The 22,776-nt window shown below is 68.6% G+C and carries 20 protein-coding genes and 1 pseudogene; 7 read left to right on the top strand and 14 right to left on the bottom strand.

Features of this window, described 5'->3' with window-relative positions:
• From QO011_RS23670 to QO011_RS23660, 3 genes and pseudogenes are all read right to left on the bottom strand, one after another.
• Positions 1-331: pseudogene (locus tag QO011_RS23670) on the bottom strand (group II intron reverse transcriptase/maturase); the annotation flags it as partial.
• Between the two features lie 491 nt (positions 332-822).
• Positions 823-1,470, bottom strand: a complete 648-nt coding sequence (locus tag QO011_RS23665; RefSeq protein WP_307277374.1) for an outer membrane protein — start codon at positions 1,468-1,470, stop codon at positions 823-825.
• Positions 1,471-1,782: 312 nt separating this feature from the next.
• Complete coding sequence (locus QO011_RS23660; protein ID WP_307277366.1) at positions 1,783-2,418, bottom strand: outer membrane protein; 636 nt, start codon at positions 2,416-2,418, stop codon at positions 1,783-1,785.
• Positions 2,419-2,631: 213 nt separating this feature from the next.
• Between QO011_RS23660 and QO011_RS23655 the strand changes: the two genes are divergently transcribed.
• Positions 2,632-3,381, top strand: a complete 750-nt coding sequence (locus QO011_RS23655) for an SDR family oxidoreductase (protein WP_307277363.1) — start codon at positions 2,632-2,634, stop codon at positions 3,379-3,381.
• Positions 3,382-3,390: 9 nt separating this feature from the next.
• On the opposite strand, the gene QO011_RS23650 is transcribed toward QO011_RS23655, so the two are convergent.
• Together QO011_RS23650 and QO011_RS23645 are read right to left on the bottom strand one after the other, a co-directional pair.
• Positions 3,391-3,819, bottom strand: a complete 429-nt coding sequence (locus tag QO011_RS23650; RefSeq protein WP_307277361.1) for a group I truncated hemoglobin — start codon at positions 3,817-3,819, stop codon at positions 3,391-3,393.
• A gap of 104 nt (positions 3,820-3,923) precedes the next feature.
• Complete coding sequence (locus QO011_RS23645) at positions 3,924-6,032, bottom strand: caspase family protein (protein ID WP_307277358.1); 2,109 nt, start codon at positions 6,030-6,032, stop codon at positions 3,924-3,926.
• Positions 6,033-6,202: 170 nt separating this feature from the next.
• Here QO011_RS23645 and uvrC point away from each other — a divergent pair, with 170 nt between their 5' ends.
• The 3 genes from uvrC (at position 6,203) to QO011_RS23630 (ending at position 9,338) form a co-directional block, all read left to right on the top strand.
• Positions 6,203-8,170, top strand: a complete 1,968-nt coding sequence (uvrC, locus tag QO011_RS23640; protein WP_307277355.1) for an excinuclease ABC subunit UvrC — start codon at positions 6,203-6,205, stop codon at positions 8,168-8,170.
• A gap of 280 nt (positions 8,171-8,450) precedes the next feature.
• On the top strand, positions 8,451-8,675 hold the full coding sequence (locus QO011_RS23635; RefSeq protein WP_307277352.1) for a type II toxin-antitoxin system HicB family antitoxin: 225 nt from the start codon (positions 8,451-8,453) through the stop codon (positions 8,673-8,675).
• A gap of 87 nt (positions 8,676-8,762) precedes the next feature.
• The gene (locus QO011_RS23630) at positions 8,763-9,338 is read left to right on the top strand and encodes a hypothetical protein (protein ID WP_307277349.1); all 576 of its coding nucleotides are present in this window, start codon (positions 8,763-8,765) and stop codon (positions 9,336-9,338) included.
• 205 nt (positions 9,339-9,543) lie between these two features.
• Here QO011_RS23630 and QO011_RS23625 read toward each other — a convergent pair whose 3' ends face one another.
• Positions 9,544-11,295 (bottom strand): autotransporter outer membrane beta-barrel domain-containing protein, encoded by a 1,752-nt coding sequence (locus QO011_RS23625; protein WP_307277346.1) that lies wholly within the window; start codon positions 11,293-11,295, stop codon positions 9,544-9,546.
• An 813-nt stretch (positions 11,296-12,108) separates the two neighbouring features.
• Between QO011_RS23625 and QO011_RS23620 the strand changes: the two genes are divergently transcribed.
• The 3 genes from QO011_RS23620 (at position 12,109) to QO011_RS23610 (ending at position 13,770) form a co-directional block, all read left to right on the top strand.
• A complete protein-coding gene (locus tag QO011_RS23620; RefSeq protein WP_307277343.1) occupies positions 12,109-12,813 on the top strand; it encodes a FadR/GntR family transcriptional regulator in 705 nt (234 codons plus the stop codon).
• Positions 12,814-12,908: 95 nt separating this feature from the next.
• The gene (locus QO011_RS23615) at positions 12,909-13,577 is read left to right on the top strand and encodes a transposase (RefSeq protein ID WP_307277339.1); all 669 of its coding nucleotides are present in this window, start codon (positions 12,909-12,911) and stop codon (positions 13,575-13,577) included.
• Between the two features lie 52 nt (positions 13,578-13,629).
• Positions 13,630-13,770: a hypothetical protein gene (locus tag QO011_RS23610; protein ID WP_307277337.1), complete on the top strand. Its 141-nt coding sequence runs from the start codon at positions 13,630-13,632 to the stop codon at positions 13,768-13,770.
• A 132-nt stretch (positions 13,771-13,902) separates the two neighbouring features.
• On the opposite strand, the gene QO011_RS23605 is transcribed toward QO011_RS23610, so the two are convergent.
• The 8 genes from QO011_RS23605 to QO011_RS23570 all read right to left on the bottom strand — a co-directional run bounded on the left by QO011_RS23605 (position 13,903) and on the right by QO011_RS23570 (position 22,733).
• Entirely contained in the window at positions 13,903-14,712 is an 810-nt protein-coding gene (locus QO011_RS23605) for a hypothetical protein (protein ID WP_307277334.1), read from the bottom strand.
• 66 nt (positions 14,713-14,778) lie between these two features.
• Positions 14,779-15,807, bottom strand: a complete 1,029-nt coding sequence (locus QO011_RS23600; protein WP_307277331.1) for a class II aldolase/adducin family protein — start codon at positions 15,805-15,807, stop codon at positions 14,779-14,781.
• A gap of 7 nt (positions 15,808-15,814) precedes the next feature.
• A complete protein-coding gene (locus tag QO011_RS23595; RefSeq protein ID WP_307277329.1) occupies positions 15,815-16,882 on the bottom strand; it encodes a 2-hydroxyacid dehydrogenase in 1,068 nt (355 codons plus the stop codon).
• Positions 16,879-18,444: an FGGY-family carbohydrate kinase gene (locus QO011_RS23590; protein ID WP_307277326.1), complete on the bottom strand. Its 1,566-nt coding sequence runs from the start codon at positions 18,442-18,444 to the stop codon at positions 16,879-16,881. The genes QO011_RS23595 and QO011_RS23590 overlap by 4 nt, the downstream gene beginning before the upstream one ends.
• A gap of 199 nt (positions 18,445-18,643) precedes the next feature.
• A complete protein-coding gene (locus QO011_RS23585) occupies positions 18,644-19,768 on the bottom strand; it encodes an ABC transporter ATP-binding protein (RefSeq protein ID WP_307277323.1) in 1,125 nt (374 codons plus the stop codon).
• Positions 19,769-19,858: 90 nt separating this feature from the next.
• Positions 19,859-20,953 carry an ABC transporter ATP-binding protein gene (locus QO011_RS23580; protein WP_307277320.1) on the bottom strand — a complete coding sequence of 365 codons (1,095 nt, stop codon included), beginning with the start codon at positions 20,951-20,953 and terminating at the stop codon, positions 19,859-19,861.
• A gap of 3 nt (positions 20,954-20,956) precedes the next feature.
• Positions 20,957-21,814: a carbohydrate ABC transporter permease gene (locus tag QO011_RS23575; RefSeq protein ID WP_307277317.1), complete on the bottom strand. Its 858-nt coding sequence runs from the start codon at positions 21,812-21,814 to the stop codon at positions 20,957-20,959.
• Positions 21,815-21,824: 10 nt separating this feature from the next.
• Positions 21,825-22,733, bottom strand: coding sequence for a carbohydrate ABC transporter permease (locus tag QO011_RS23570; protein ID WP_307277315.1), 909 nt, complete (start codon positions 22,731-22,733; stop codon positions 21,825-21,827).
• Positions 22,734-22,776 lie beyond the last annotated feature (43 nt).

The following is a 22,776-nucleotide window of genomic DNA, read 5'->3' as shown; positions in this document are numbered from 1 at the left end:
TCACCGTGGGTATCCCCAGTTCCCGCTCCCCGCCATCCGGCTTGGGAATCAGGACGCGCCGCACCGGCAAGGGCCGGTAGCTGCCGTCCAGGATCCCCGCCCGGATCGCAGGCCAGTGGGTCTTGAGACGCTCCCGCGTCGCCGCAATCGACAATCCGTCGATGCCGGCACTGCCGCCGTTCCCCGCAACCTGCTTCCAGGCTCGGAGCAGGTTGTCGCGCGCAAGCGCCTGCTCCAGCAGGCCTTGCCCCGAGCCGTTCCGTCCCTGCCGCGCCAGACCCGCTTCATCACACGAAACCGCGCCAGGAGCGGCTTCACCTCTCCCGGTCATGGCGTGCTCCGATGCCAATCCATCGGACTTCTGATGCAGGTGAGCCCAAGCGACACGGTGAACGCGCTCTCCTCCTCGTTCGGCCCTTCGCCGTCGCCGGCTACTACGGCCTCTGCTGACTTCTCGCTCCGCCGGCCTCACGGCCATCGTCGCCCTTTCAGGCATGAGGCGAGATCTCCCCAGGTAAGAACGCACTCCTTCGCTGCACGACCGCCGGATTTACGCCGCCGACCCTTGGTCACGAGAGCTTCGCGGTTTCTTGCCCGCTCGCCCTGTCGGCGTCGCCTTCTATCCGGTTCTTGTTCATCGGCCCGCAGCTTCGATCCACGCTTCCTCTCCACGATCGGTCGCCCTCTCGCAGTTGCGCTTCTCTTCGCTCGCTGTGACCAGCTCACGGCGGGACTCTCACCCGCAAGAGTGCGCCCATGCTGGGCGCACAAGCAAAAGGCCCGGCGTGAAGCCGGGCCTTTCCGCATCGGGACCGCTGCCGATCAGAACTTGTAGTTCAGGCCGGCCTTGACATCGCTGCCGCGGAAGCCGGTCTTGACCGCCGCGCCGCCGATGTTGAACGTGTCCTTGCTCAGGTCGGTGTAGTTGTACTCGCCGCGCACCGAGATGTTGTCGGTGACGGCATATTCGATGCCGGCGCCCGCGGTCCAGCCGACCAGCGTGTTGCTGTCCGAGCCGACGCCCGCCACCTTCAGATCGGTTTCGCCGAAGGCCAGACCTGCCTTCACGTAGGGCAGGAAGCGGTCCATGGTGAAGCCGAGGCGCGGGGTGAGCGAGCCGCGCCAGTTGAGGTTGGCGCGCGAGCCGGCGAAGCTGTCCTTCTGGTCGGAATAGTCGAGTTCGCCTTCGATGCCGACCACCACCGGGTCGATCTGGTAGTTGAAGCCGACCTGGCCGCCGCCGACGAAGCCCTTCGCATCGTTCAGGCGCCGGCCGGTGGCCGAGCCGAAATCGCCGGAAAAGCCGTAGCCGGCGTTGATACCGGCGTAGAAGCCGGTCCAGTTGAAGCCCGCCGGCGCGATATAGGGCGCAGGCGCCGCCGGCTCGCTGTAGTTCGGCGCGAGGTCAGCGGCCATGGCGGGTCCCGCCAGGCCAAGGACGGCGGCGGTGGCGAGAAGAAGCTTCTTCATGATGGTCTCCTGTACTCGGTACTCGATCTCGACGGGCTGGTTCGTGCCCGTCTTCGGATGGTCCTTGTGTAAACCGTTGGCGCTTGGAAGTCTGTAGCGCTCACGACACAAGGTGTCTGTGCAAAGAGGCAAGATTGTGACGGGATGTTGCCGGAATTCCTGTTTGCTTTGATCGTTTAAGGGTTGAGGCAGAACAATGTCTTTCTCAGGATGTACTGAAACGGGAAATTACTTAACCCATTCTTACGGATTCATTGCATAGCAGCTATGCGAGAAGTACGGATATTTCGATCTGAGGCGTCTCGAATCTCCTCAGAATCGATAATTGACGCCGGCGCGCACGAGCGTGCCGGTGAGGGCGAAGGAGGCGGTGGCGCCCGCAAGCTCGTAGTCGGCGCGGCCGAGATCGTAGTGGAAGGCCTCGATCCGGGCCGTCCAGTTGCGGCTGAGGGCCACTTCCGCGCCGATGCCGGCCACCCAGCCGGCGTTCCAGCGATCGTCCGGGGCGGCGCCGTCCGGCAGCGCGATGTTGCCGAAGCCGAATCCGCCGGTCCCGTAGACGAAATACTGGTTGAAGACGAAGCCGGCCCGCAGCCGGGCCGAGCCGAGCCAGTCGAGCGAGCGGCCGCTGCCCGGCTTGTCGATGCCGGTCCCGGCGATGTCGCCCTCGATGCCGGCGGCGAAGGAGCCGGACTGGACGACATAGCCGAGCTGCATGCCGCCGAGGACACCGCCGAGATCGGCCGCGCCGGCCGAGGCCCAGCCATAGCCGCCATGCGCGCCGACATAGAAGCCCGTCCAGTCATAGACGGCATCGGACACGGTCTGCCCGTCATAGGGCTCGAGCGGGGCGAGCTCGGCTGCAGCGGCAACGCCCGCCGGGCACGATCCGGCCAGCCCCGCCGAGACGGCGAGGATGGTTGCGGATTGGCGCAGGCGAAGCGGCATGCCCGGGGACCTCGGCGATTGTTTCCGACCGTTACAAGTCGTGATCGATAGGCCGTAATCGTTAACGAGCGTTAAGAGCCTGCCGAGATCGCCGGTCATCTTTCGTTCAGTGTGAATCGATCGTATACGGCCGCCTCCGGCGGTTAACGCTTGCCGGCGCGCACCATCTCCATGACAGGTCGAAGCGGGCCGGCGTGGCGGAAGCGAGGGATCATGGCGGCATATTCGCAGCGGCGCGGCGGCGCGCTGGTCACGGGCGCGGCCCGGCGCATCGGCCGCGCTGTCGCGCTGGCGCTGGCGGCCGACGGCTATGCCGTGGCGCTGCATTGCAACCGCTCGCGGCGCGAGGCGCAGGCGCTGGCCGAGGCGATCGCCGCCGGAGGCGGGAGGGCGGGCGTGGTCGCGGCCGATCTGGCCGATGCCGCGGCGGTCGCGGCCCTGGTGCCGCAGGCCGCCGCTGCCGTCGGGCCGCTGACGCTGCTGGTCAACAGCGCCTCGGAGTTCGAGCCGGACGAGATCGGCGCGCTGGACGTGGCGGCTTTCGACCGCACCATGGCGATCAACCTGCGGGCGCCGGTCTTCCTGTCGGAGGCCTTCGCCCGCCAGGTGCCGGCCGAGGCCGCCGACCCCTCGATCGTCAACCTGATCGACCAGCGGGTGCTGCATCCCCGGCCGGACTACGTATCCTATTATCTCAGCAAGGCCGGCCTCCACACCGCGACGCAGACCATCGCCCAGGCGCTGGCGCCCCGCATTCGCGTCAACGGCATCGGCCCGGGGCCGACCGTGCAGAACACCCGCCAGACCGAGGCCGATTTCGAACGCGAGGCGGCGGGAACGCCGCTCGGCCACGGCAGCTCGCTGGAGGACATCGCGCAGGCGGTGGTCTATCTCGCCCATGCCCGCAGCGTCACCGGCCAGATGCTGGCGGTGGACGGCGGCCAGCACCTGGCCTGGGCCTGAGAGACCGGCCTATTTCTCGACGATGTCCGGCTTCATCGGCGCAAGGATGGCGAGGAGCTCCTTCTGCTCGCGCGCCGGCACCTTGAACTTGGCAAGAGTCCTGTCGAGATCCTCGACCAGAGCCGCGAAATGCTCCTCGTGGATGCCACGGCCCTGGTGCGCCGTCTTCATGTCCTTGCCGGTGTAGACGCAGGGACCGCCCGTGCCGGCGCAGAGCTGGTCGACCAGCTTGGCCTTGAAGCTCTTGGCATCGGTCTTGGCGAAGAAGCCGTTGATGCGCTTGTCGGCGGCGACGTTGGCGACGAAATCGTCGACCACGGCGACGATGGCGGGCCGACCGCCGAGCCGCTCGTAGAGGCTCTTCCCGGCCTCGGCCGCGCCGGTCGACATCGATATGGCGCCGGCGACCAGGCCGGCGATGAGCAGTGTTGCGCGCATGGCGTCCCCCTCGATGATTCGGCCGGACCGCTCGTGCGGTCCGGCCTCGCCATTACGGGAGCGATGCGGGCAGAGTTGCGCGGCCGGCACCGGCCGCGTCGGCCTCACCGGCAGGGCGGCCTCTCGCAGCGGGGGCGGCGGATCTCCGGCCGGATGGTCGGCGGCCGCGACGGCCGCACCGTCTCGCGCGGCGGCCTCACTTGCCGTTCGGTCCGCAGGTCGGGCGTCGTCCTGGGCACCAGCACCGGCTTGTCGCGGGTCTCGCGCGGCGTCGTGACCTTGGGCAGCCGGGTCTCCTTCTGCACCCGGGTGTCCTTGCGCAGCCGGTCGGCCGCCGGCGGCGTCCCGGTCGCCGGCAGCGTCCTGTCCGCCGCCTGGCCGAGCTCGTGGTCGGGCTTGCGCGGCCTGCCCTTCGGCGGCTTTGTCTCGAGCGTCGCGGGATTGCCGGCCAGCGGCTGGCCGGGCTGCCCCTCCTGCAGGCGCTTCAGGTCGGGCGTGACCTGGTTCTGGCCCTGGAGGCGCTTGAGGTCGGGCGCGCCGGGCCCAGGCTTCAGGACCTCCTGCGGGAGCAGGCGGTCCTTCCCGGGCAGGGGCTGCGCGCCGGGCAGAGGCGCGCCGGGCAGCGGCTTGAAGCCCTGCACCGGCCCACCGGGCACCGGCTTGCCGTTGACGAGATTGGCCGGCGGCGCCTTGCGGGCGATGGAGGGTGGCAGCGCTACCCTGAGCAGGGCGGCACCGGCACCGACGGCGGCGACGCCGCCGACCACCTGGCCGGCCGTGAGATGGGCCGCGCCGGGCCCGCCGACGTCGATCCGCTCGTGGATGTTGCGGAACAGCTCGTTGCCCGGCGGCGGCACCACGTAGCGCGGCGGCACGACCCAGCGCGGCACCGGCACGAATACCGGGACGGGCAGGACATAGGCGATGATCGGCGGGGGCGGCGGCGCCAGCACGATGATCACCGGCGGCGGCAGGAAGATGATGGGCGGGGGCGGTGGTGGCGGCAGGCGCCAGACGGGATCGTCGAAGAACAGCACAGGCCGCTCGCAATAGACGATCTCGTCCGGCGGCGGCGGCGGCACGTCATAGGCGATGGCGGTGAAGGTCGGCGGCGGGGCGAAGGCGGCGCTGAGCTCGCGCAGCCGCCGGCGGGCGTCCCAGGCATGGGGGCCGCGGGGATAGCGGTCGAGATAGGACCAATAGGCCTGGGGCGAGTCCGCGAGCCAGGTTCGGCGCCAGGTGATCGCCTCGCGCCGGGCGGCGAGGATGGCCCGCACGCGCGCCGCCATCGGATCGTCCGGGAAGGCGACGAGGAAGTCCTCGTAGCCCTGGAACGTGTCGCGCGCCACCGCGGCGGCATAGGCGTCGGCCGGCGTGAAGCTGCGGATCGGCTGGCTGCGCAGGCGCGGCGCGTCCTGATAGGCCTGCGGCGGGGGCGGCGCATCCGGCGCGCGGTCGAACAGGCTGACGGGAGCCGAGAGCTTGGCCGCATCCCAGGGCAGCTCGGCGCCCTTGGTGGCCTCGCCGACCCGCAGGCGTGTCTGGGCGAAGACGTCGGGCAGGGCCAGGCCGCCCTGGCGCAGCATCTCGGCCAGGGCCTTGGCATAGGCACCGTAGGGGCCGGTCTCCGGCGGCCCGATCGTGCCGGGCGCGGCGTTGAAGGCGATCAGCATGCCCGGATCCGGGTCGACCAGGGCGAGGCCGCCGGCGAGCGGCTGCGGATCGGACTTGAGGAAGGGCGAGGCCCGGGCCGCATCGAGGACGAAGACGGAGGCCTTGAGCCCGAGCCCGGCCAGCGAGCGGGTATAGTCGGACAGGCGCACGGCTTCGACCGGCACGTCGGCAGCATGGGCCAGGCGGGCGTCGACGGGCGCGAAATAGTTCTCGCCCTGGAACTGCAGGCCATAGCCGGCGAGATAGACGAAGGCGACGGTGCCCGGGCCCGAGGCCGAGGCCTTGTCGAGGAAGTCGTGGAAGGCGCGCCGCAGCGATTCGCCGTCGAGGTCGCGGGCGCCGACCACGTCGAAGCCGGCGGCCTGCAGGGTCTGGGCGATCAGCCCGGCATCGTTGGCCGGCGTCGGCAGGGCGCCGGCGGCATAGGCCGCGTTGCCGATGACGAGCGCGATGCGCTTCTCGGCCTCGGCGGCATGGGAAGGCAGGGTCGACAGGACCAGCCCGGTGAAGACCAGGATCGCCCGCCAGATCGTCGTCATCGGCGTTTCCCCGCGAAGACAGAATGTGCCGCCCACTCCCCTTGCGTCGCAATGAGCGCGCGCGACATGGCAATCCTGTGACGCAAACACGCCGAATTCGGGCGGCGCCGGGCCTGCCCACCGCCGCGGTCCCCCTCGCCATGGCGGCGCGGAGACATTACCTTCCGGGCATGATCGATTCACCCCGCGACACGGTCGAGGACGGCTTCGAGGAAGCGGCCTCGGCGATTGATTTCGCCTTCGACGAAGCCAGCCTGCCCACCTCGCTGCGGGCCGGCGCGGCGGTGATTCATGCCTTCTGGAAGACGCTGCCGAACGGGCCCGGCGTCTACCGCATGATCGATGCCGAAGGCGCGGTGCTCTATGTCGGCAAGGCACGCTCGCTGAAGAAGCGGGTGGCGAGCTATGCCAGGGGCGTGGCGCCGACGGCGCGCATCGGCCGGATGATCGCGGAAACGGCGGCGATGGAGTTCGTCACCACCGAGACCGAGACCGAGGCGCTGCTGCTCGAGACCAACCTGATCAAGAGCCTGAAGCCGCGCTTCAACGTGCTGATGCGGGACGACAAGTCGTTCCCCTACATCCTCCTGACCGGCGACCATCCGGCGCCGCAGCTGACCAAGCACCGCGGCGCCCGCACCCGCAAGGGCGACTATTTCGGGCCCTTCGCCAGCGTCCTCGCCGTCAACCGCACCATGAACGCGCTGGAGCGCGCCTTTTTGGTGCGCTCCTGCACCGATTCGGTGTTCTCGACCCGCACCCGCCCCTGCCTGCTGCACCAGATCAAGCGCTGCTCGGCGCCGTGCACCGGCGAGATCGGCCCCGAGGCCTACGGCGAGCTGGTGGGCGAGGCGCGCGCCTTCCTGACCGGCAAGTCCAAGGCGATCAAGGAGCGGATGGCGGCCGAGATGCAGGCGGCGGCGGACGAGTTGGAGTTCGAGCGCGCCGCCCGCTACCGCGACCGGCTGGCGGCGCTCTCGGCGATCCAGTCGACCCAGGGCGTCAACCCACAGACCGTGGAGGAGGCCGACGTCTTCGCCATCCACGAGGAGGCCGGGCAGTTCTGCATCGAGGTGTTCTTCTTCCGCACCTACCAGAACTGGGGCAACCGCGCCTATTTCCCCAAGGCGGACAAGACCTTGACCACGCAGGAAGTGCTCGATGCCTTCCTGGCGCAGTTCTACGACGACAAGCCGGCGCCGCGGCTGGTGCTGCTGTCGCACGATGTCGAAGGGGCGGACCTCCTCGGCCAGGCGTTGAGCCTCAAGGCCGGCCACCGCATCGAGGTCTCCAGCCCCAAGCGCGGCGAGAAGCGCGACCTCGTCGAGGCGGCGCTGACCAATGCGCGCGAGGCGCTCGGCCGGCGCCTGGCGGAATCGTCCTCGCAGATCAAGCTGCTGGAAGGGGTGGCCGAGGCCTTCGGGCTGGAGGAGATGCCGCACCGGATCGAGGTCTACGACAACTCGCACATCATGGGCACCAACGCGGTCGGCGGCATGATCGTCGCCGGACCGGACGGCTTCATGAAGACCAGCTACCGCAAGTTCAACATCAAGTCCGAGGAGCTCACCCCGGGCGACGATTTCGGCATGATGCGCGAGGTGCTGCAGCGGCGCTTCTCGCGCCTGCTGAAGGAAGCGCCCCGGGCCGAAACCGGGGCGGAGAAGGAGGGCGAGGCCTCGCCCTGGCCGGACCTGGTGCTGATCGACGGCGGCGCCGGCCAGCTCAAGGTGGCCCGCGAGACCCTGGTCGACCTCGGCATCGAGGACGTGCCGCTGGTCGGCGTCGCCAAGGGGCTCGACCGCGACGCCGGCCGCGAGACCTTCATCATCGAGGGCCGGCCGCCGTTCAAGCTGGCGCCGCGCGACCCCGTGCTCTACTTCGTGCAGCGCCTGCGCGACGAGGCACACCGTTTCGCCATCGGCGCGCACCGGCAGAAGCGCTCGAAGTCGATGCGCGAAGGCGGCCTGCAGGAGATCGGCGGCATCGGCCCGCAGAGGAAGCGCGCCCTGCTCCACCATTTCGGCACGCTGAAGGCGATCTCCCGCGCCTCCCTCGCCGACCTGCAGGGCTGCCCGGGCATCGACGAGCGCACGGCCCGGAAGGTGCACGCCTTTTTCCAGCAGGAGTCGAAGTAGGATTGCGGCTCCGGACTCGGCCGGAAACGGAAGGACGGCGTATGGCCAAACGCCTAGATCAGATGCGGTTGAACCCAGCGGCGAATTGGACGATTGCCGATGTTGTTGCTGTTTGCCGCGAGCATGGCATCGTGTGCGAGGCGCCTCGGTCGGGAGGCTCTCACTACAAGATCGGCCATCCGAGTCAGCAGCAGATTCTGACCGTCCCTTTCAAGAGACCGATCAAACCCGTATATATTCGGAAGCTGGTCGCATTCGTTGATGCCGTAAGGTCTTTGCTATGAGCCGTCTCGAATATCCGGTAGTGGTTGAGCCTTTGTCCGAAGAAGAGGGCGGTGGTTTCATGGCCACTGTGCCGGATCTTCCAGGCTGCATGAGCGACGGCGAGACGCCTGAGGAGGCGATCGTCAATGTGCAGGACGCAATCCTCGCCTGGATTGAAGCTGCGGGAGACCTCGGACGAGACGTGCCGAAGCCTTCTCGCCATCTTGCTGTCGCCGGCTAGTCGGACGGAATCGAGATAATCGCAGGTCAGTGCACGCGGCGTGGCCGACCCACATGAAGCCGTCGGGGTAAGGCCAAAGGCGCAAGCTTGAGCCTGTGCACATTACCGGAGTTCCCTGAAAGAAGGTTCGGCGGAAAGTATGGCGGTTTAATTGCTCACAAGATGGCAAAGCCCGTGAAATACGTTGATTTCGGCTTTGCGTCCGCTCGAGAATTTTGGGCGGAAGTGGTGGTACCCACCTGCGACCGATTCAAATTGGAGCCTACCCGAGCAAACGCGATCATTGCGTCGTTGCATGTGTGGCATCTGCATGAGTGGATATGGCACGAGCAACATCCGGGTGTGGATACGCGCGGCAATAGCGATTACAGCGACTTCAAAAATGCTCTTTTCAGAGACTGCCAGGAACTCGCATGGATTCGTGATGTCGCGGATGCTGGTAAACACCGGGGCCTCGGGCGAAGCGTGGAGGTCTCTGAGGTGGTGAGCAAGAGGCGTTTGATTGGATCCCTCAATACCGCGCCGTTGAACACCATGCCACTAAACAGCGCTCACGCAGTGACAACACCGCTTCTTCTTATGTTCGAGAATGGTAACGTGTGTGGTTTTGGAGATGTTCTATCGCGGGTCGTAGAATATTGGCGAATGAAGTATTTCCCGTAGGGATACTCCTTCACCATTGTCGAGCTCAATAAACTGCAGTTCCAATGCATTCGATTGGTACTGACGCCGCCGTGACCACCGTGCGAGGCAGCGACGGCCAGGCGTTGCGCAGTCCGGAGGCCGGCGATAGGCCGGCCTCCGTCGAAAGCACGCGGGACGTCCGTGTTCCTCCGGCCGCGAACGGACGCGGACCACGGGCTCCGGGTCAGAGCTTCATGCCGAGATTGATCTTGAAGGCATGCTGCTGGGCGTCGCTGGCGACCTGCCCGGAATAGGAGGCGCCGAGCGTCGCATTCGGCGAGACCGCGATGTCGAAGCCGGTCTCGACGGCCAGCGCGTCCTTGGCGAGCGGCGCACCCGAGATGGTGAAGGACGAGCCGTTGTTGAACGTGAGGTTCGAGGTCTGGGTCACGTCGTCGAAGGCGTGCTGCCAGCCGAGCATGCCGTACAGGTTCACCTTGGTCTCGGCCAAGGCGAAGTCCGTGGACGCACGCACGCCCAGGGTCGAGAACACGGTATCGGCCGAGCCCTTGGCGCCGGTGAGCGCCGCCGTCGTGCCGCCGGTCTCGGCGAAGCGGTCCGCGTTCAGATGGACATAGGCGAGATTGGCGAAGGGTTCGAAGGCGGCCGGGGCCAGATCGATCCGGTAGCCCAGCTCGCCGAAGGCCTGCGCCGTCGCGGCGTCATAGCGGGCGGACAAGGTCTCGTTGAAGGCGGGGAAAACCACGCGACGCTTGGTCTCGATGTTGTTCCAGCCATAGACGGCGCCGGCGCGGAAGCCGAGCGGCCCCCATTGCGTGCCGCCGTAGACGCCGAGCTGATAGGCGTCGTTGGAGCCGTCCGAGCTGCGCTCGGAAACCTTGTAGCTGGTATGGCTGTAGCCGGCGAGCACGCCGAGCCGCCAGGCGCCGACCGGCACGTCGATACCGCCGATGAAGCCGCCGCTCGAGCGGTCGAAGGTGGCGGCATAGCCCGAGCCCTTTGCCTGGCCGATCGTCGCGAGCGGCGTGCCCCAGACGACGATGCCGTCGGCATCGCCTGTCGCCGTCGCCCCGGCGGGCGGCGCGGCGACGGCACCGAAGGCCGAGCGGATGCGGCGGCTGGCGGCGTCGCCGACATAGCGGCTGTCCTCGATCAGCGCGCCTTTGATGTCCGCGTGGATTTCGCCGGACAGGGCATTGCCGTAAGGCCGCACGTAACGATAGAAGCCGATGCCGGTCTCACCCGGATTGTTCGGGTCTTCCTCCCGGTTGAGGATGTACATCGCCCAGCCGTCCGGGCTGTTGTTGAAGGACAGGCCTTCGACCTCCTGCTCGCCGTCGATCTTGAGGTTGCCCAGCACCTCGACCTGGCCGGTGACCAGGTTCGCACGGTAGATCAGCTTCTCGTCATTGTCGGTCGAGAAATACATCCAGCCATTGAAGAGCTTGCCGCCCTGCGCCTGGTCGATGGTCTGCGACAGAGGGATATATTCCTTGAAGGACCAGTCCGAGAGATTGTAGACGGCGATTTCCGTCGCATTCTCATAGGCCATGCCATAGCCGAGGCCGTTCTTGGCGTCGACCGCGACCCAGCTGGCGATGTCATGGGTCCCGTGCGGCGGGTTGAGCGAAAAAGACTGGCCGGTATAGGTCAGGGTCTTGGCGTCGTAGATCGCAAAGACCGGCCGTTCATACTTCTGGTTGGTGGTCGGAGAGCGATTGCTCGTGTCCAGGGAGATGTAGAGATATCCGTCGGCATAGTCGATGTCGCCGATATGGTTCAGGCCGATATCGGAGAACTGTGACGGATTCTTCAGGGAATCTGGAATGGCCGGCGTGACCAGCATTTCGGATTCATACGAACCGGTGGTCTTCTCCAGCGCATTCGTGCCGGAAAAATACCAATTGGTTCCATCGGTCGTGACGCCCTGGCCGCGCGAGGGGTCGACGCCGGAGAACATGTTCTTTTCGACCATGATCCACGGCTCGACCGCGAAGGCGGGCACCGCGGTCGCGCAGAGGAGGGCCGACCCGAGGATGCAGGACCTGACGGTCCGGGGGGCGGACTTCGCGGCTGTCCTGGCGTTGTCAACGGCCATTGATGACATTGTCTCGACTTCTCTTTCGGTGGTGGTTTCGGGGGTTGCGCAACACGCAGGGCGTCGATCGCCGGCCGGGAACCCGCCGACGACGATCAGATTCGGGGTGGTGAAGGGGCGACCCAGCCGGACCGCCGAGGGTGTCCCGGCAAGGGCCGACCGACGCATCGACGGCGGAGCGCCCTCAGGCGGCTCTCCGGTGCGACGCTGGTCATGATCGGCCAATATTGGCGCGATCAAGGCGCTGTTTCAATAACGATTATTATTCTTTGTGGCTGAAGTGAGCCGTCACACGATAGTACGCCGGCCGTATTGTAAGATTTCACGAAATTACATCATGACATCACTTTCAAGGTGCATGCATTTGTTGAGTATATTTTATGTTGTTGTTGCGAGAGGGCCATGAAGCCTGCTCGTCGCCGTGCTCAATAAGGGCAGCGCGTGACAATGATATGAATAATATGAAGAATGCTGAGGGCGCATTCGGAGCGACGGAAGGGCCTCGCGCCGCGAGGGCTGCTCCGGTTCCCGCTGCTCTGGCCGACAGGGGCCGCCCCGCCCGGTGTGCTGGGGACAATAGGGTTGCGAATTGACGAAGGCGTATTTGTTCATACTAATATGACAATTGAATCGGCATGCGATCCGCCCGCCATGCGCCAGCCGAGCCCGCAAGCAAACAGGTCCGCCGGGATGAGCCTTCACGCAAAGCTGCTGGATCAGCTCGGTCAAAGCATCGTCCGGGGAGATCTCGCGCCCGGTGATCCCCTGCCGAACGCGGACGACTGGAGCGCGGCGCACGGCGTGAGCCGCACGGTCCTGCGCGAGGTGATCAAGGTGCTCGCCGGCAAGGGCATGGTCGAGGCGCGGCCCAAGGTCGGCACGCGCATCCGCCAGCGCAGCGACTGGAACTTCCTCGATCCCGACGTGCTGGCCTGGCGCTACGGCGCAACCGCCCGTTTCGAGGACGCGCGCTCTCTCTTCGAGTTGAGGCGGGCGATCGAGCCGATGGCCGTCGCCCTTGCGGCGGACCGTGCGGGCGAGGCGGAGGTTGCGCAGCTGGAGGAGCTCTATGCCAGGATGGAGCACTATGTCGACGACAACGAACGGTTCGCGCAGGCAGACCTGGCGTTCCACCAGGCCATCCTGCGCATGACGGGCAACGAGCTGTTCGGATCGCTGGCAGCCCTGACCGAGACGGCCATGCTGATCAGCTTCCGGCTGTCCGACGACAATCCCTATGGCCAGCGCCCGTCGCTGCCCATCCACAAGCGCATCTGCGACTGCATCGCGCGGCACGATCCATCCGGCGCACGGGATGCCCTGGTCGAGCTCCTGGACCGGGCCGAAGCGGATGTCAGCCGTTCCATCGCCGCCCGGCGCAAGTCGGACGGATGAGGCCCCGCCGCGAAACCGCAGGCCCGGAAGCTACGCGTAGTTACGGTGACAGTGCATCCGATTGACGCTGCGACGGCGATGGGCCATGATGCGGCATGGCTCGTCTGGCTCGCGTCGTCATTCCCGGTCTCCCCCACCACGTCACCCAGCGCGGCAACGGGCGCCAGCGCACCTTCTTCGGCGAGGAGGACTATCAGTTCTACCTGGCGTGCCTGGCCGCGGGCTGCCGGGCGGCGGAGGTTGAGGTCTGGGGTTGGTGCCTGATGCCGAGCCATGTGCATCTCATCCTGGTGCCTTCCGATGCCGACGGGCTGCGCCGGGCCCTGGCGCCGGCGCATCGGCGCTATGCCGGCACTATCCATGCCCGCCGCAAGCGCACGGGCCATTTCTGGCAGGGGCGCTATGGCGCCGTGGCGATGGACGAGGACTATCTGGCGGCGGCGCTGCGCTATGTCGCGCTGAACCCGGTGCGGGCCCGGCTGGTGCGGGCGGCGCAGGACTGGCGCTGGTCGAGCACGCAGGCGCATCTCACCGGCACCGACGACGGCCTCACCGCGCTGGAGCCGGTGCGCCGCCGCTTCGGCAGCTTCGCCGATCTCCTCGACCGCGGGCCGGATGCCGAGATGTTCGACCGGCTGCGGGCCGCCGAGAGCATCGGCCGGCCGCTCGGCGACGAGGCCTTCCTGGACAGGATCGAGGCGATCACCGGCCGCAGCCTGCGGCGCGGCAAGCCGGGGCCGAAGCCGAAGGGCGACGAGGCGTAGGCCGCGGATTCATGTAAGCTGTCCCTGCAATTGCCGCGGGCCGGATGCCGAGATGTTCGACCGGCTGCGGGCCGCCGAGAGCATCGGCCGGCCGCTCGGCGACGAGGCCTTCCTGGACAGGATCGAGGCGATCACCGGCCGCAGCCTGCGGCGCGGCAAGCCGGGGCCGAAGCCGAAGGGCGACGAGGCGTAGGCCGCGGATTCATGTAAGCTGTCCCTTCAATTGCACTTCCTGGACATCGACGGCATCGAGATCAGAACCGAGGTCGTCCTCCTCATGAAGGCTTAGCCGTCCGAGTTGCGCGCCGTCGTGTCCGGCTGCGACTCACGTCGCCCCGGCTGCCGCCGGCGCGAGGCTCGGCTGCACGGACGGGCGTTGCCCGGCGAGGCCGTCCGCCACCAGGAAGGCAGCGCCGAGGACCACGGCGGCGGTGGCGAGCAGGACGAAGAATGCCGGGGGCGGTCCGTAGAAAAGGATGTCCTTCGGCATGATATCGCCCCAGGTCGCCGCAGGCGGCATCAGGCCGAGACCGATCATGTCCCATTTGACCTGGGCGACCACCGACCAGGCAAAGAGCGTGGCAGCGAGCGCCGCGACAGGCCGGACGGCGGTCGCAGCATCCTTCCGCAGGGCGTAGGCGGCGACCGGCGCCATCAGCAGGCCCCACGCCACCGGCATGAGCTCGCCGAAGGTGCCGAACACCGGGATGCAGAGGAACTGCAGCCAGGCGACCGGCAGCACGCCGACGCAGAACAGCATCAGCATCCGGCTCGACCACTGCCGCTCCAGCAGGAAGGACGGGGCGACGACCAGGATGTGCGCGGCGACGGCGATCAGCCGTCCGAACCAGCCGGGCATGATGCGCGCGAGCAGGCCGAGCGGCCAGCCCGCCGCGATCGCCAGCGCGGCGCCGATGCCGCCGGCCACGAAGCTCCAGCCCGTGCCTTCGATCAGCCGGCTGAAATAGTCGCGTCCCATGAAGTCGGTGCCGAGCAGATGCTCCGTGCTCGGGGGCCCGGAGGCGTTTCCCGGGTCCGCCTGCCAGGGGTCCGGCAGCGGCAGCCACGGGCCGGCCGCGGCGACGGCACCGATGACGACGAGGACGGCAAGGCCGACGGCCAGTTTCAGCGACATGATGAGCTCCCCCCGCGTCAAGCCTAGCAGAGCGCGCGGCCCGCACCAGGGGGTGGCATTCTTTCGTTATGGCGCCTTGCGGTCGAGGGCCTGGCGGTATTTCTCCGCGTCCCAGTTGGTGAGCGCGTCCTCCTCGGCCGGGGAAAGCTGGCGCAGGCGGGCGCGGGGGTCGATGCGGGCGGCGACGTCGGCGAGGCAGCGGGCGAGGGCGGCGGCGCCGGGCGTGGCGGCTTCGTGCAGCAGCACGCCGGCGCCCTCCGCCAACAGCATCGGCAGGGCCGGCCGTCCGGCCAGTGCGGCCATGGCGTCCGGGGCGGCGCCGGGCGGCAGCGGCACGGCGGCGGGGCCGAGGAAGATGACGTGATCGGGATAGAGCGAGCCCGATGTGGCGAGGAGGAAGCTCGCGGGATCGGTGGCCGCCGCATGGGTCGCCGGATCGGCGGCGGGACGGTAGCGCGAGCCGGCCGCGGCCCGTTCCAGCGCCGCAGGGTCGGAAGGCGGCGCCTTGCGGACGGGTCGGCGCAGCCGCGCCGAGACGGCGGCGAGCAGCGCCTGCGCCTCGTCCACCGTCTCGCCCGCGACCACCAGCCCGTGATTGCCGAGCACGAGCACGCTGACGCCGGGGCGCAGCGCCGCGAGGATGGCGCGGGTGAGGGGGCGGCCCGGCCGAGCATAGGGCACGAAGGCCCAGTCGAAGCCGGCCAGCTCCTGCGACAGAGCAGCCTTCGCATCCCAGCGCACGGCCCAGGCGATGGTCTCGACGCAATGGACGTGCACCACGATCCGCTGCGGCAGCACGGCGTGCATGGTGGTCTCGATCGAGGGCCGCAGTCCCTGCGGATTGGCCTCGGCGACGACGAAGTCGACCGAGGTCTCGGAGGCGGGATCGTCGCGCTCGACCGCCCGGAGCAGCGGATCGAGGCGCACGGGCACCATGATCGGCTTCTCCAGCGCATGGGCCAGCCAGGCGCCGGAGGCCTTGATGGTCAGGACCCCGTCCTGCTTGATCGAGGTGTTGCCGCCGGCGCCCTGGACCAGGGCCGGGTCGGCGCCGATGCGGGCGGAGAGGGCGAGGAGACGGTCGAGCTCGGACATGGCGCGCTCAGCACGGGTTGAGCGGCGGCTCGCCGGCGAGATAGCGCCGGACCTCCTCGGCGGCGCGCTCGGCGGCGTATTTCACCGTCTTGACCGAGGCGCCGGCGATGTGCGGGGTGAGCGTCACGTTGTCGAGCTGCAGGAGCTCCCAGTCCGGCGGCACCGGCTCGACGGCGAACGTCTCGATGGCGGCGCCGCGCAGGTGCCGGCTCTTCAACGCCTCGGTCAGGGCGGCATAGTCGACCAGGGGGCCGCGGGCGGTGTTGACGAAGAAGGCACCGGGCTTCATCGCGGCGAACTGCGCCGTGCCGAAGAAGCCGCGGGTCTCGGCGGTGACGCGCGCATGCAGGGTGACGACGTCGCTCTCGGCGATCAGGCGCTCCATCGACGCCTGCTCGACGCCGTCGTTGAGGTCGTCGACCGAGAGCTGGACATAGGGATCGTGCACCAGCACGCGGCAGCCGAAGGCCTTGAGCAGGCGCACCACCTTGGTGCCGACATGGCCGTAGCCGACGACGCCGACGGTCATCTCCGAGAGCTCCTCGCCGGTGAGGTCGGCACGGTAGAGATCGCCGCGCCACTCGCCCCGGCGCAGGCTCTCATGGCCGCGGGTGATCAGCCGCGTCTCGGCCAGGATGGCGCCGATGGTGAACTCGGCCACGGCGCTGGCGTTGCGACCTGGGGTGTTGACCACCCGGATCTTGCGCGCCCGCGCGGCCGCCATGTCGATGTTGACCGGTCCGCCGCGCGAGACGGCGATCAGCCTGAGGTTGGGCAGGCGATCCATCATGCCGGCGGAGAACGGGGCGAGCTGCGTCACCACGATCTCGGCATCCCCCACCAGGCTGACGATCTCGTCGGCGTCGCCCTGGTACTCCTTCAGCCCATCCATGCCGGCCTTGGCGTAGCCGTGCTCCATCGGCTCGTCCGGCCAGGGCATCTCGTGCGAGCGGATGTCGACCGGCCGGTCGCCGCACTTGTCGCGGATCGCCCGCTCGAACATGCCGGGCAGCATGAAGCGATCGCCGATGATGACGATGGAGGTGGTCGGCGAGGCGTCGGGCGAAGCGGTCATGGGGTTCGTTCCTGTCTGACGGAGTTGAGCGCGGCCCATGCCGGCGGCATCGCTTCGCGGACCGTGCGATAGACGGAAAACAGCCCGTCATAAAGCCGGAGCAGTCCCGGATCGGGCGCGGTGGCCTCGCCGAGCCGCGGCGTGACCCAGGCCTCGGCGCAGGCCGCCAGGTCGGGATAGAGGCCGAGATTGACCGCCGCCATCATGACGGCGCCGGCCGCGCCGGCCTCCTCGCGCTTGACCGTGCGCACCGGCACGCCGAGCGCCGAGGCGAGGATCAGGCGGATGGCGGCCGAGCGCGCCGCTCCGCCCCCGAGCCGCACCTCGCGCGGGATCGAGCCGGCGGCGAGATAGCAGTCGCGCGCGGCGAAGGCGAGGCCCTCATAGACGGCCCGCATCAGGTCGGCGAAGCCGGTGCGGGTGGAGAGGCCGGTGAACTGCGCCCGGGCGTTGGGGTCGAGGAAAGGGCCGCGCTCGCCGGCCTCGAAGATATAGGGGTGGTAGACCGCCGCGCCGGGCGTGGCGGCGAGCACGCGGCCGTCCATGCCGGCGAGCAGCTCCCCGCGTGTCACCTCGGCCCCGGCCATGGCGGCCGCCTCGCGCGCCACGTCGAGCAGCCAGTCGATGTTGAGCGTCGCCGCCATGTTGGACTGCATCTGCGCCGAGGCGCCCGGCACCGGGAAGCACTTGGTGTAGCCGGTGCGGTCGGCGTTGAGCCGCACGTCGTCGGGCGTCGCGGCGAAGCGCATGTGCATGCCGGTGGAGCCGAAGATCGAGACGCCGACATCGTCGTCGCGCTCGTAGAGGCCGCTGCCCAGCGCCGTGCACACCGTGTCGAGATAGCCGAGCACGATCGGCAGCCCGGACGGCAGCCCGGTGACGGAGGCGGCGGCGGGCGAGAGGCGCCCGGCCGTCCGGGTGCCCTCGACGATCGGCGGCAGCAGGCGGCGGCAATCGGCGATGCCCATGGCCTCGAGGATGAAGGGCTCGTAGTCCCGGGTGCGGTAGTTGCCGAAGGTGAAGTTGGCCTCGGAGGGGTCGGTGACGCGCTCGCCGGTCAGCTTGAAGTAGAGCCAGTCCTTGCAGTGCAGGGTGGTGGTCGCCCGGGCGATGCGCTCGGGCTGGTGGCGCTTCATCCAGGCGATCTGCCCGGAGGCCATGCAGGCGTTGAGCCCGGAGCCGGTGAGGGCGTAATGCCGGGCATAGGCGTCGGTCGCCATGTAGCCGGCGACCAGCGAAGCGGCGCGGCTGTCGAGCCAGAGCAGGCCGCCGCCGACCGGCTCGCCCTCGGCGTCGACCAGCCAGGTGCCGTCGCCCTGGCCGGTGACCGCGAGCGCCGCGGTGCGGGCGGCGAGATCGGGCACCATGTCGCCGAGATCGCGCAGCGTCGCGGCCGCGTCCGCCCAGGTGCGCAGCATGTCCTGCTCGACCTGGCCGGGCCCCGGGGTGGCGTAGCTGTTGGGCCGCGAGGCCATGGCGACCTGCTCGCCGGCGAGGGTGAAGGCGACGGACTTGATGACGGAGGTGCCGGCGTCGATGCCGATGAGGATGTCGGGGGTCATGGGGTGAAGCCGTGCGTGCGACCCCTCTCCCGGCCGGGAGAGGGGCAGGGGTGAGGGATGGGACCTTTCCGGAGAGGGCGGCGCCGGTTGTTCCGCCGAGGCGGCCGGTGCCTCCTTGCTGATGGGCTTAGACCCTCACCCCTGCCCCTCTCCCGGCCGGGAGAGGGGTTTCCGGCGTGATGTCTTGCAAGAGGAAACATCACGCCGCCTCCGTGCCGTGCGACACCGCCGCCCCCGACCCGGCATCGAAGACGTGCAGGTCGGCCGCGTTGAGGGCGTAGCGCAGCGTCTCGCCGGGCCTCGCCGCCACCGCGGCGTGCGATACCGCCACCAGGAGCTTGCCCGCCACCTCCAGCGCCAGGTGGCTCTGGTCGCCGAGCCATTGGTTGGAGACGATGCGGGCCTCGTGCGGGCCGGCGCCGAGGCGCACCGCGTGCGGGCGCACGCCGATCACGGCCTCGCTCCGCTGCCCGATCGCCGCGCGCACGGCCTGCGGCAGGTCGGCGGCGGCGAAGTCGAGCGTCGGGCCGCCGGCGACCGCGAAGCGCAGGCGGTCGCCGTTCTCGATCCGGGCATCGAAGACGTTCATGGGTGGCTCGCCGATGAACGTGGCGACGAACAGGTTGGCTGGCCGTTCCTTGAGGGCCTTCTGGCTGGCGAACTGCTGCAGCACGCCGCCTTCCATCACCGCGATGCGGTCGGCCAGGGCATTGGCCTCGGTCTGGTCGTGGGTGACGAAGATCGAGGTCATGCCGCGCTCGACCAGCAGGTTCTTGAGGCGGCCGCGCAGCACGGCCCTGAGCTGCGGCTCGAGTTGGCCCATCGGCTCGTCGAGGAGATAGAGATCGGCGCGCCGAACCAGGGCGCGGGCGAGGCTGGCGCGCTGCTGCTGGCCGCCTGATATGGAGGAGGGATAGCGGTCGAGGATCTTCTCGATCTCGACCAGCGCCGCCACCTCGCCGATCGACCTGGCGATGTCCTCCGCGCTCATGCGCGAGGATTTCAGGGCGAAGGCGATGTTGTCGCGCACCGTGAGCGGGGGATAGAGCGAATAGCCCTCGAAGGCCATGGCGACGTTGCGCCCGGCCGGCGGCAGGTGCTCGATGCGGCGGCCGGCCAGGGAGATCGAGCCATGGGTGACCGCTTCGAAGCCGGCGATCATGCGCAGCGTCGAGGTCTTGCCGCAGCCGGACGAGCCGAGGAGCGCCACGATCTCGCCCTTGCCCACCGCCATGTCGAGAGCCTTGACCGCATGCACCGGCGGCTTGCCGCGGCGCTGGTAGATCTTGTCGACGCCATCGATCGTGAGCGCGATGTCAGACATGAAGAGGCTGCTCCCGGAACGAACGCGCAGTGCGCCGGGCCGGACGCATCCGGCGGGAGGCGCTCAAAGCAAAGGCCTTCGCCACCGCCCTCACGCGGCCCTCGGCGCGATGCGGCGGCCACCGGCGGCCTCGAACAAGAGGATGGCGGCGGCGTCGAAGCGGGCATGGGCCGGCCCGTGCCGGCGCGGCGCCTCCTCGTTGCCGGCCTCGGAGGCCAGCAGCTCGCGGCCGTCGTCGGTGCGCAGCAGCAGCACGGTCTTCTCGTTGAGCGGCGTCACCGCCACCACCTCGACCGGGAAGCTCTCGGGCTCCGGACGGTCCGCGGCCAGGATCGCCTCCGGGCGGAGGCCGAGCACGCAGTCCGTGCCGGCGGCATGGGCATAGGACGCCGGCAGGTGCAGGACCTTGCCGCCGAGCTCGATGCGCGGGCCGGCGGGCGAGGCCTGCGGCGAGACCGGCACCAGGTTGATGGTGGGGTCGCCGAACAGGCGGGCAACGCCGAGGCTCGCAGGCTCGCGATAGATCTGCGCCGGCGTGGCGACCTGGGCGAGGCCGCCATCGAGCAGCACGGCGATGCGGTCGCCGAGGGCCATGGCCTCCTTGTAGTCCTGGGTGACGTAGAGCACGGTCGAGCCCGAGGCCTTGAGCAACGAGGGCAGCTCCAGGCGCATCTCGTAGCGCAGCTTGGCGTCGACATTGCGCAGGGGATCGTCGAGCAGCAGCACCTTGGGCTCGGCGGCCAGCGCCCGCGCCAGGGCGGTGCGCTGCTTCTGGCCGTTGGAGAGCTCGCGCGGCTGGTGCTGCAGGACATGGCCGATCTTGAGGAGCTTCGCCACCGCCTCGACCCGGCCCTTGATCGCCTCGGGCGAGCACCGGCCGGCGGTGAGGGCGCTGGCGATGTTGTCGTAGGCGCTCATGTGCGGGAACAGCGCGAAGTTCTGGAAGGCCATGCCGACGCCGCGCGTCTCGGGCGGGGCGTCGGTGACGTCACGGCCGTCCAGCCGGACCGCGCCGGCATCCGGCTCGGCGACGCCGGCGACGAGGCGCAGCAGCACGGTCTTGCCGGCGCCGGAGGGGCCGAAGACCACGACGATCTCGCCCGTCTCGGCCACCAGCGAGAGGTCGGAGAAGACGGGGCCGGTCTTGAAGGCCTTGGCGAGGCCGGTGAGCTCGATCTGGGCCATGGCTCAGCCTTTCACCGCGCCGAGCGACAGGCCCTCGACGAGGTAGCGCTGGGCATAGAGGGCGAGGAGCAGGGTCGGCGTCACCGACAGCACGATGGCCGCGGCGACCTGCCCGTACTGGATGCCCGAGGCGGTGACGAAGGCGAGCGCCCCGACCGTCACCGGCTGTTTGTCGGCCGAGGCCAGGATCAGCGCGAACACGAAATTGTTCCAACAGAAGATGAAGGCGAGCAGCCCGGCCGCGGCGATGCCGGGCCCGGCGAGCGGCACGGCGATGCGGGTGAAGGTGCGCCACCAGCTGTGGCCGGCGACGCGGTAGGCATGCTCGATGTCGGGCGAGATGTCTTCGAAATAGCCGCGGACGATCCACAGGATCAGCGGCAGGGCGATGAGCTGGTAGACCCAGATCAGGCCGAGATAGGTGTCGGTGAGGCCGAGGTCGCGGAAGAACAGCGACAGGGGCAGCAGCACCAGCAGCGGCGGGGCGAAGCGGAAGGAGAGCAGCGTGAAGGCGATGTCCTCGCTCATGCGGAACTTGAAGCGGGCGAAGGCATAGGCCGCCGGCACGCCGAGGATCAGGGCGACGGCCACCGAGACGGCGGAGAGCAGCACGCTGTTGCCGAGGTTCTTCATGAAGGCGATGTCGAGCGTGCCGGAGGCCGAGGTGAGCTTGCCGGTGATCAGCGCCTGGTAGTTCGACAGGGTCGGCGAGAAGAACGGGCTCGGCGGAATGCGCAGGATGTCCTCGTTCGTCTGGAACGACATCAGGACGATCCAGAAGATCGGGAACAGGAAGAAGAGCAGCACCAGCGCGATCAGCACGCCGCGCACGATCCGCTCCAGGGGCGAGGTGTGTTCCATGGCCGCCTCCTCACGCCGTGCCGTGCGCGCGCTCGCGCAGCTTCAGCCATTGCTTGATGAAGACGTTCGACAAGGCATAGGTGATCGCCCACAGGATCACCAGGAGCGCCGCCGAGCGGCCGACATTGGTGTAGGAATAGAACTCGATATAGGCGCGCACCTGGAAGGCCATCAGCGTGTTGCCCGGGCCGCCCTGCGTCATGGCGTAGATGATGTCGAACTGCTGGATGCTGTCGAGCAGGCGGAACAGCGCCGCGGTGATGATGTAGGGCATCAGCATCGGCAGGGTGATGCGGAAGAAGACGAAGCGGCGCGGCACGCCGTCGAGCGCGGCGGCCTCGAAGGGCTGCTGCGGCAGCGAGCGCAAGCCGGCCAGCAGCAGGATCATGATGAAGGGCGTGTAGACCCAGACATCGACCAGCACGACGGTCAGCATGGCCGTGCGGGTGTCGGAGGCCCATTTGAAGTCCTCGAAGCCCAGGCTCTGCACGAAATAGGAGAGGACCCCGAAATTCGGGTTGGTCATCAGCTTCCACATCAGCGCGGCGATGGCCGGCGCCGTCATCAGCGGCAGCAGCAGCAGGATCGAGGCGAGGTCGTTGAAGCGCGTGCGCCTGACCAGCAGCATGGCGATCATCAGGCCGAGCACCAGCTCGATGCCGACGGTGAGCACGGTATAGGTGAGCGACACCCTGACCGTGTTCCAGAACTCGGCGTCGGAGAGGAAGGCGAGATAATTGCCGAACCAGATGAAGCCCTTCATCGCCGGCATGTTCAGGCGGAAGCGCATCATCGAATAATAGACCGCGGTGACGAAGGGCACGAGGATGCCGATGCACACCAGGAGCGCGGGCAGGCTGAGGAGATAGGGCAGGACTTGGGCCTTGCGGCGGCGCTTGAGGGGGGCGGCAGCTGTCATCGCGGGAACCGGCTGGGATCGAGAGGGGGACGGGACGGCATCG

Source organism: Labrys wisconsinensis (genome assembly GCF_030814995.1).
Classification (GTDB): Bacteria; Pseudomonadota; Alphaproteobacteria; order Rhizobiales; family Labraceae; genus Labrys; species Labrys wisconsinensis.
The sequence above is the reverse complement of the archived record's forward strand: the minus strand, read 5'-3'. Positions and strand labels throughout refer to the sequence as shown.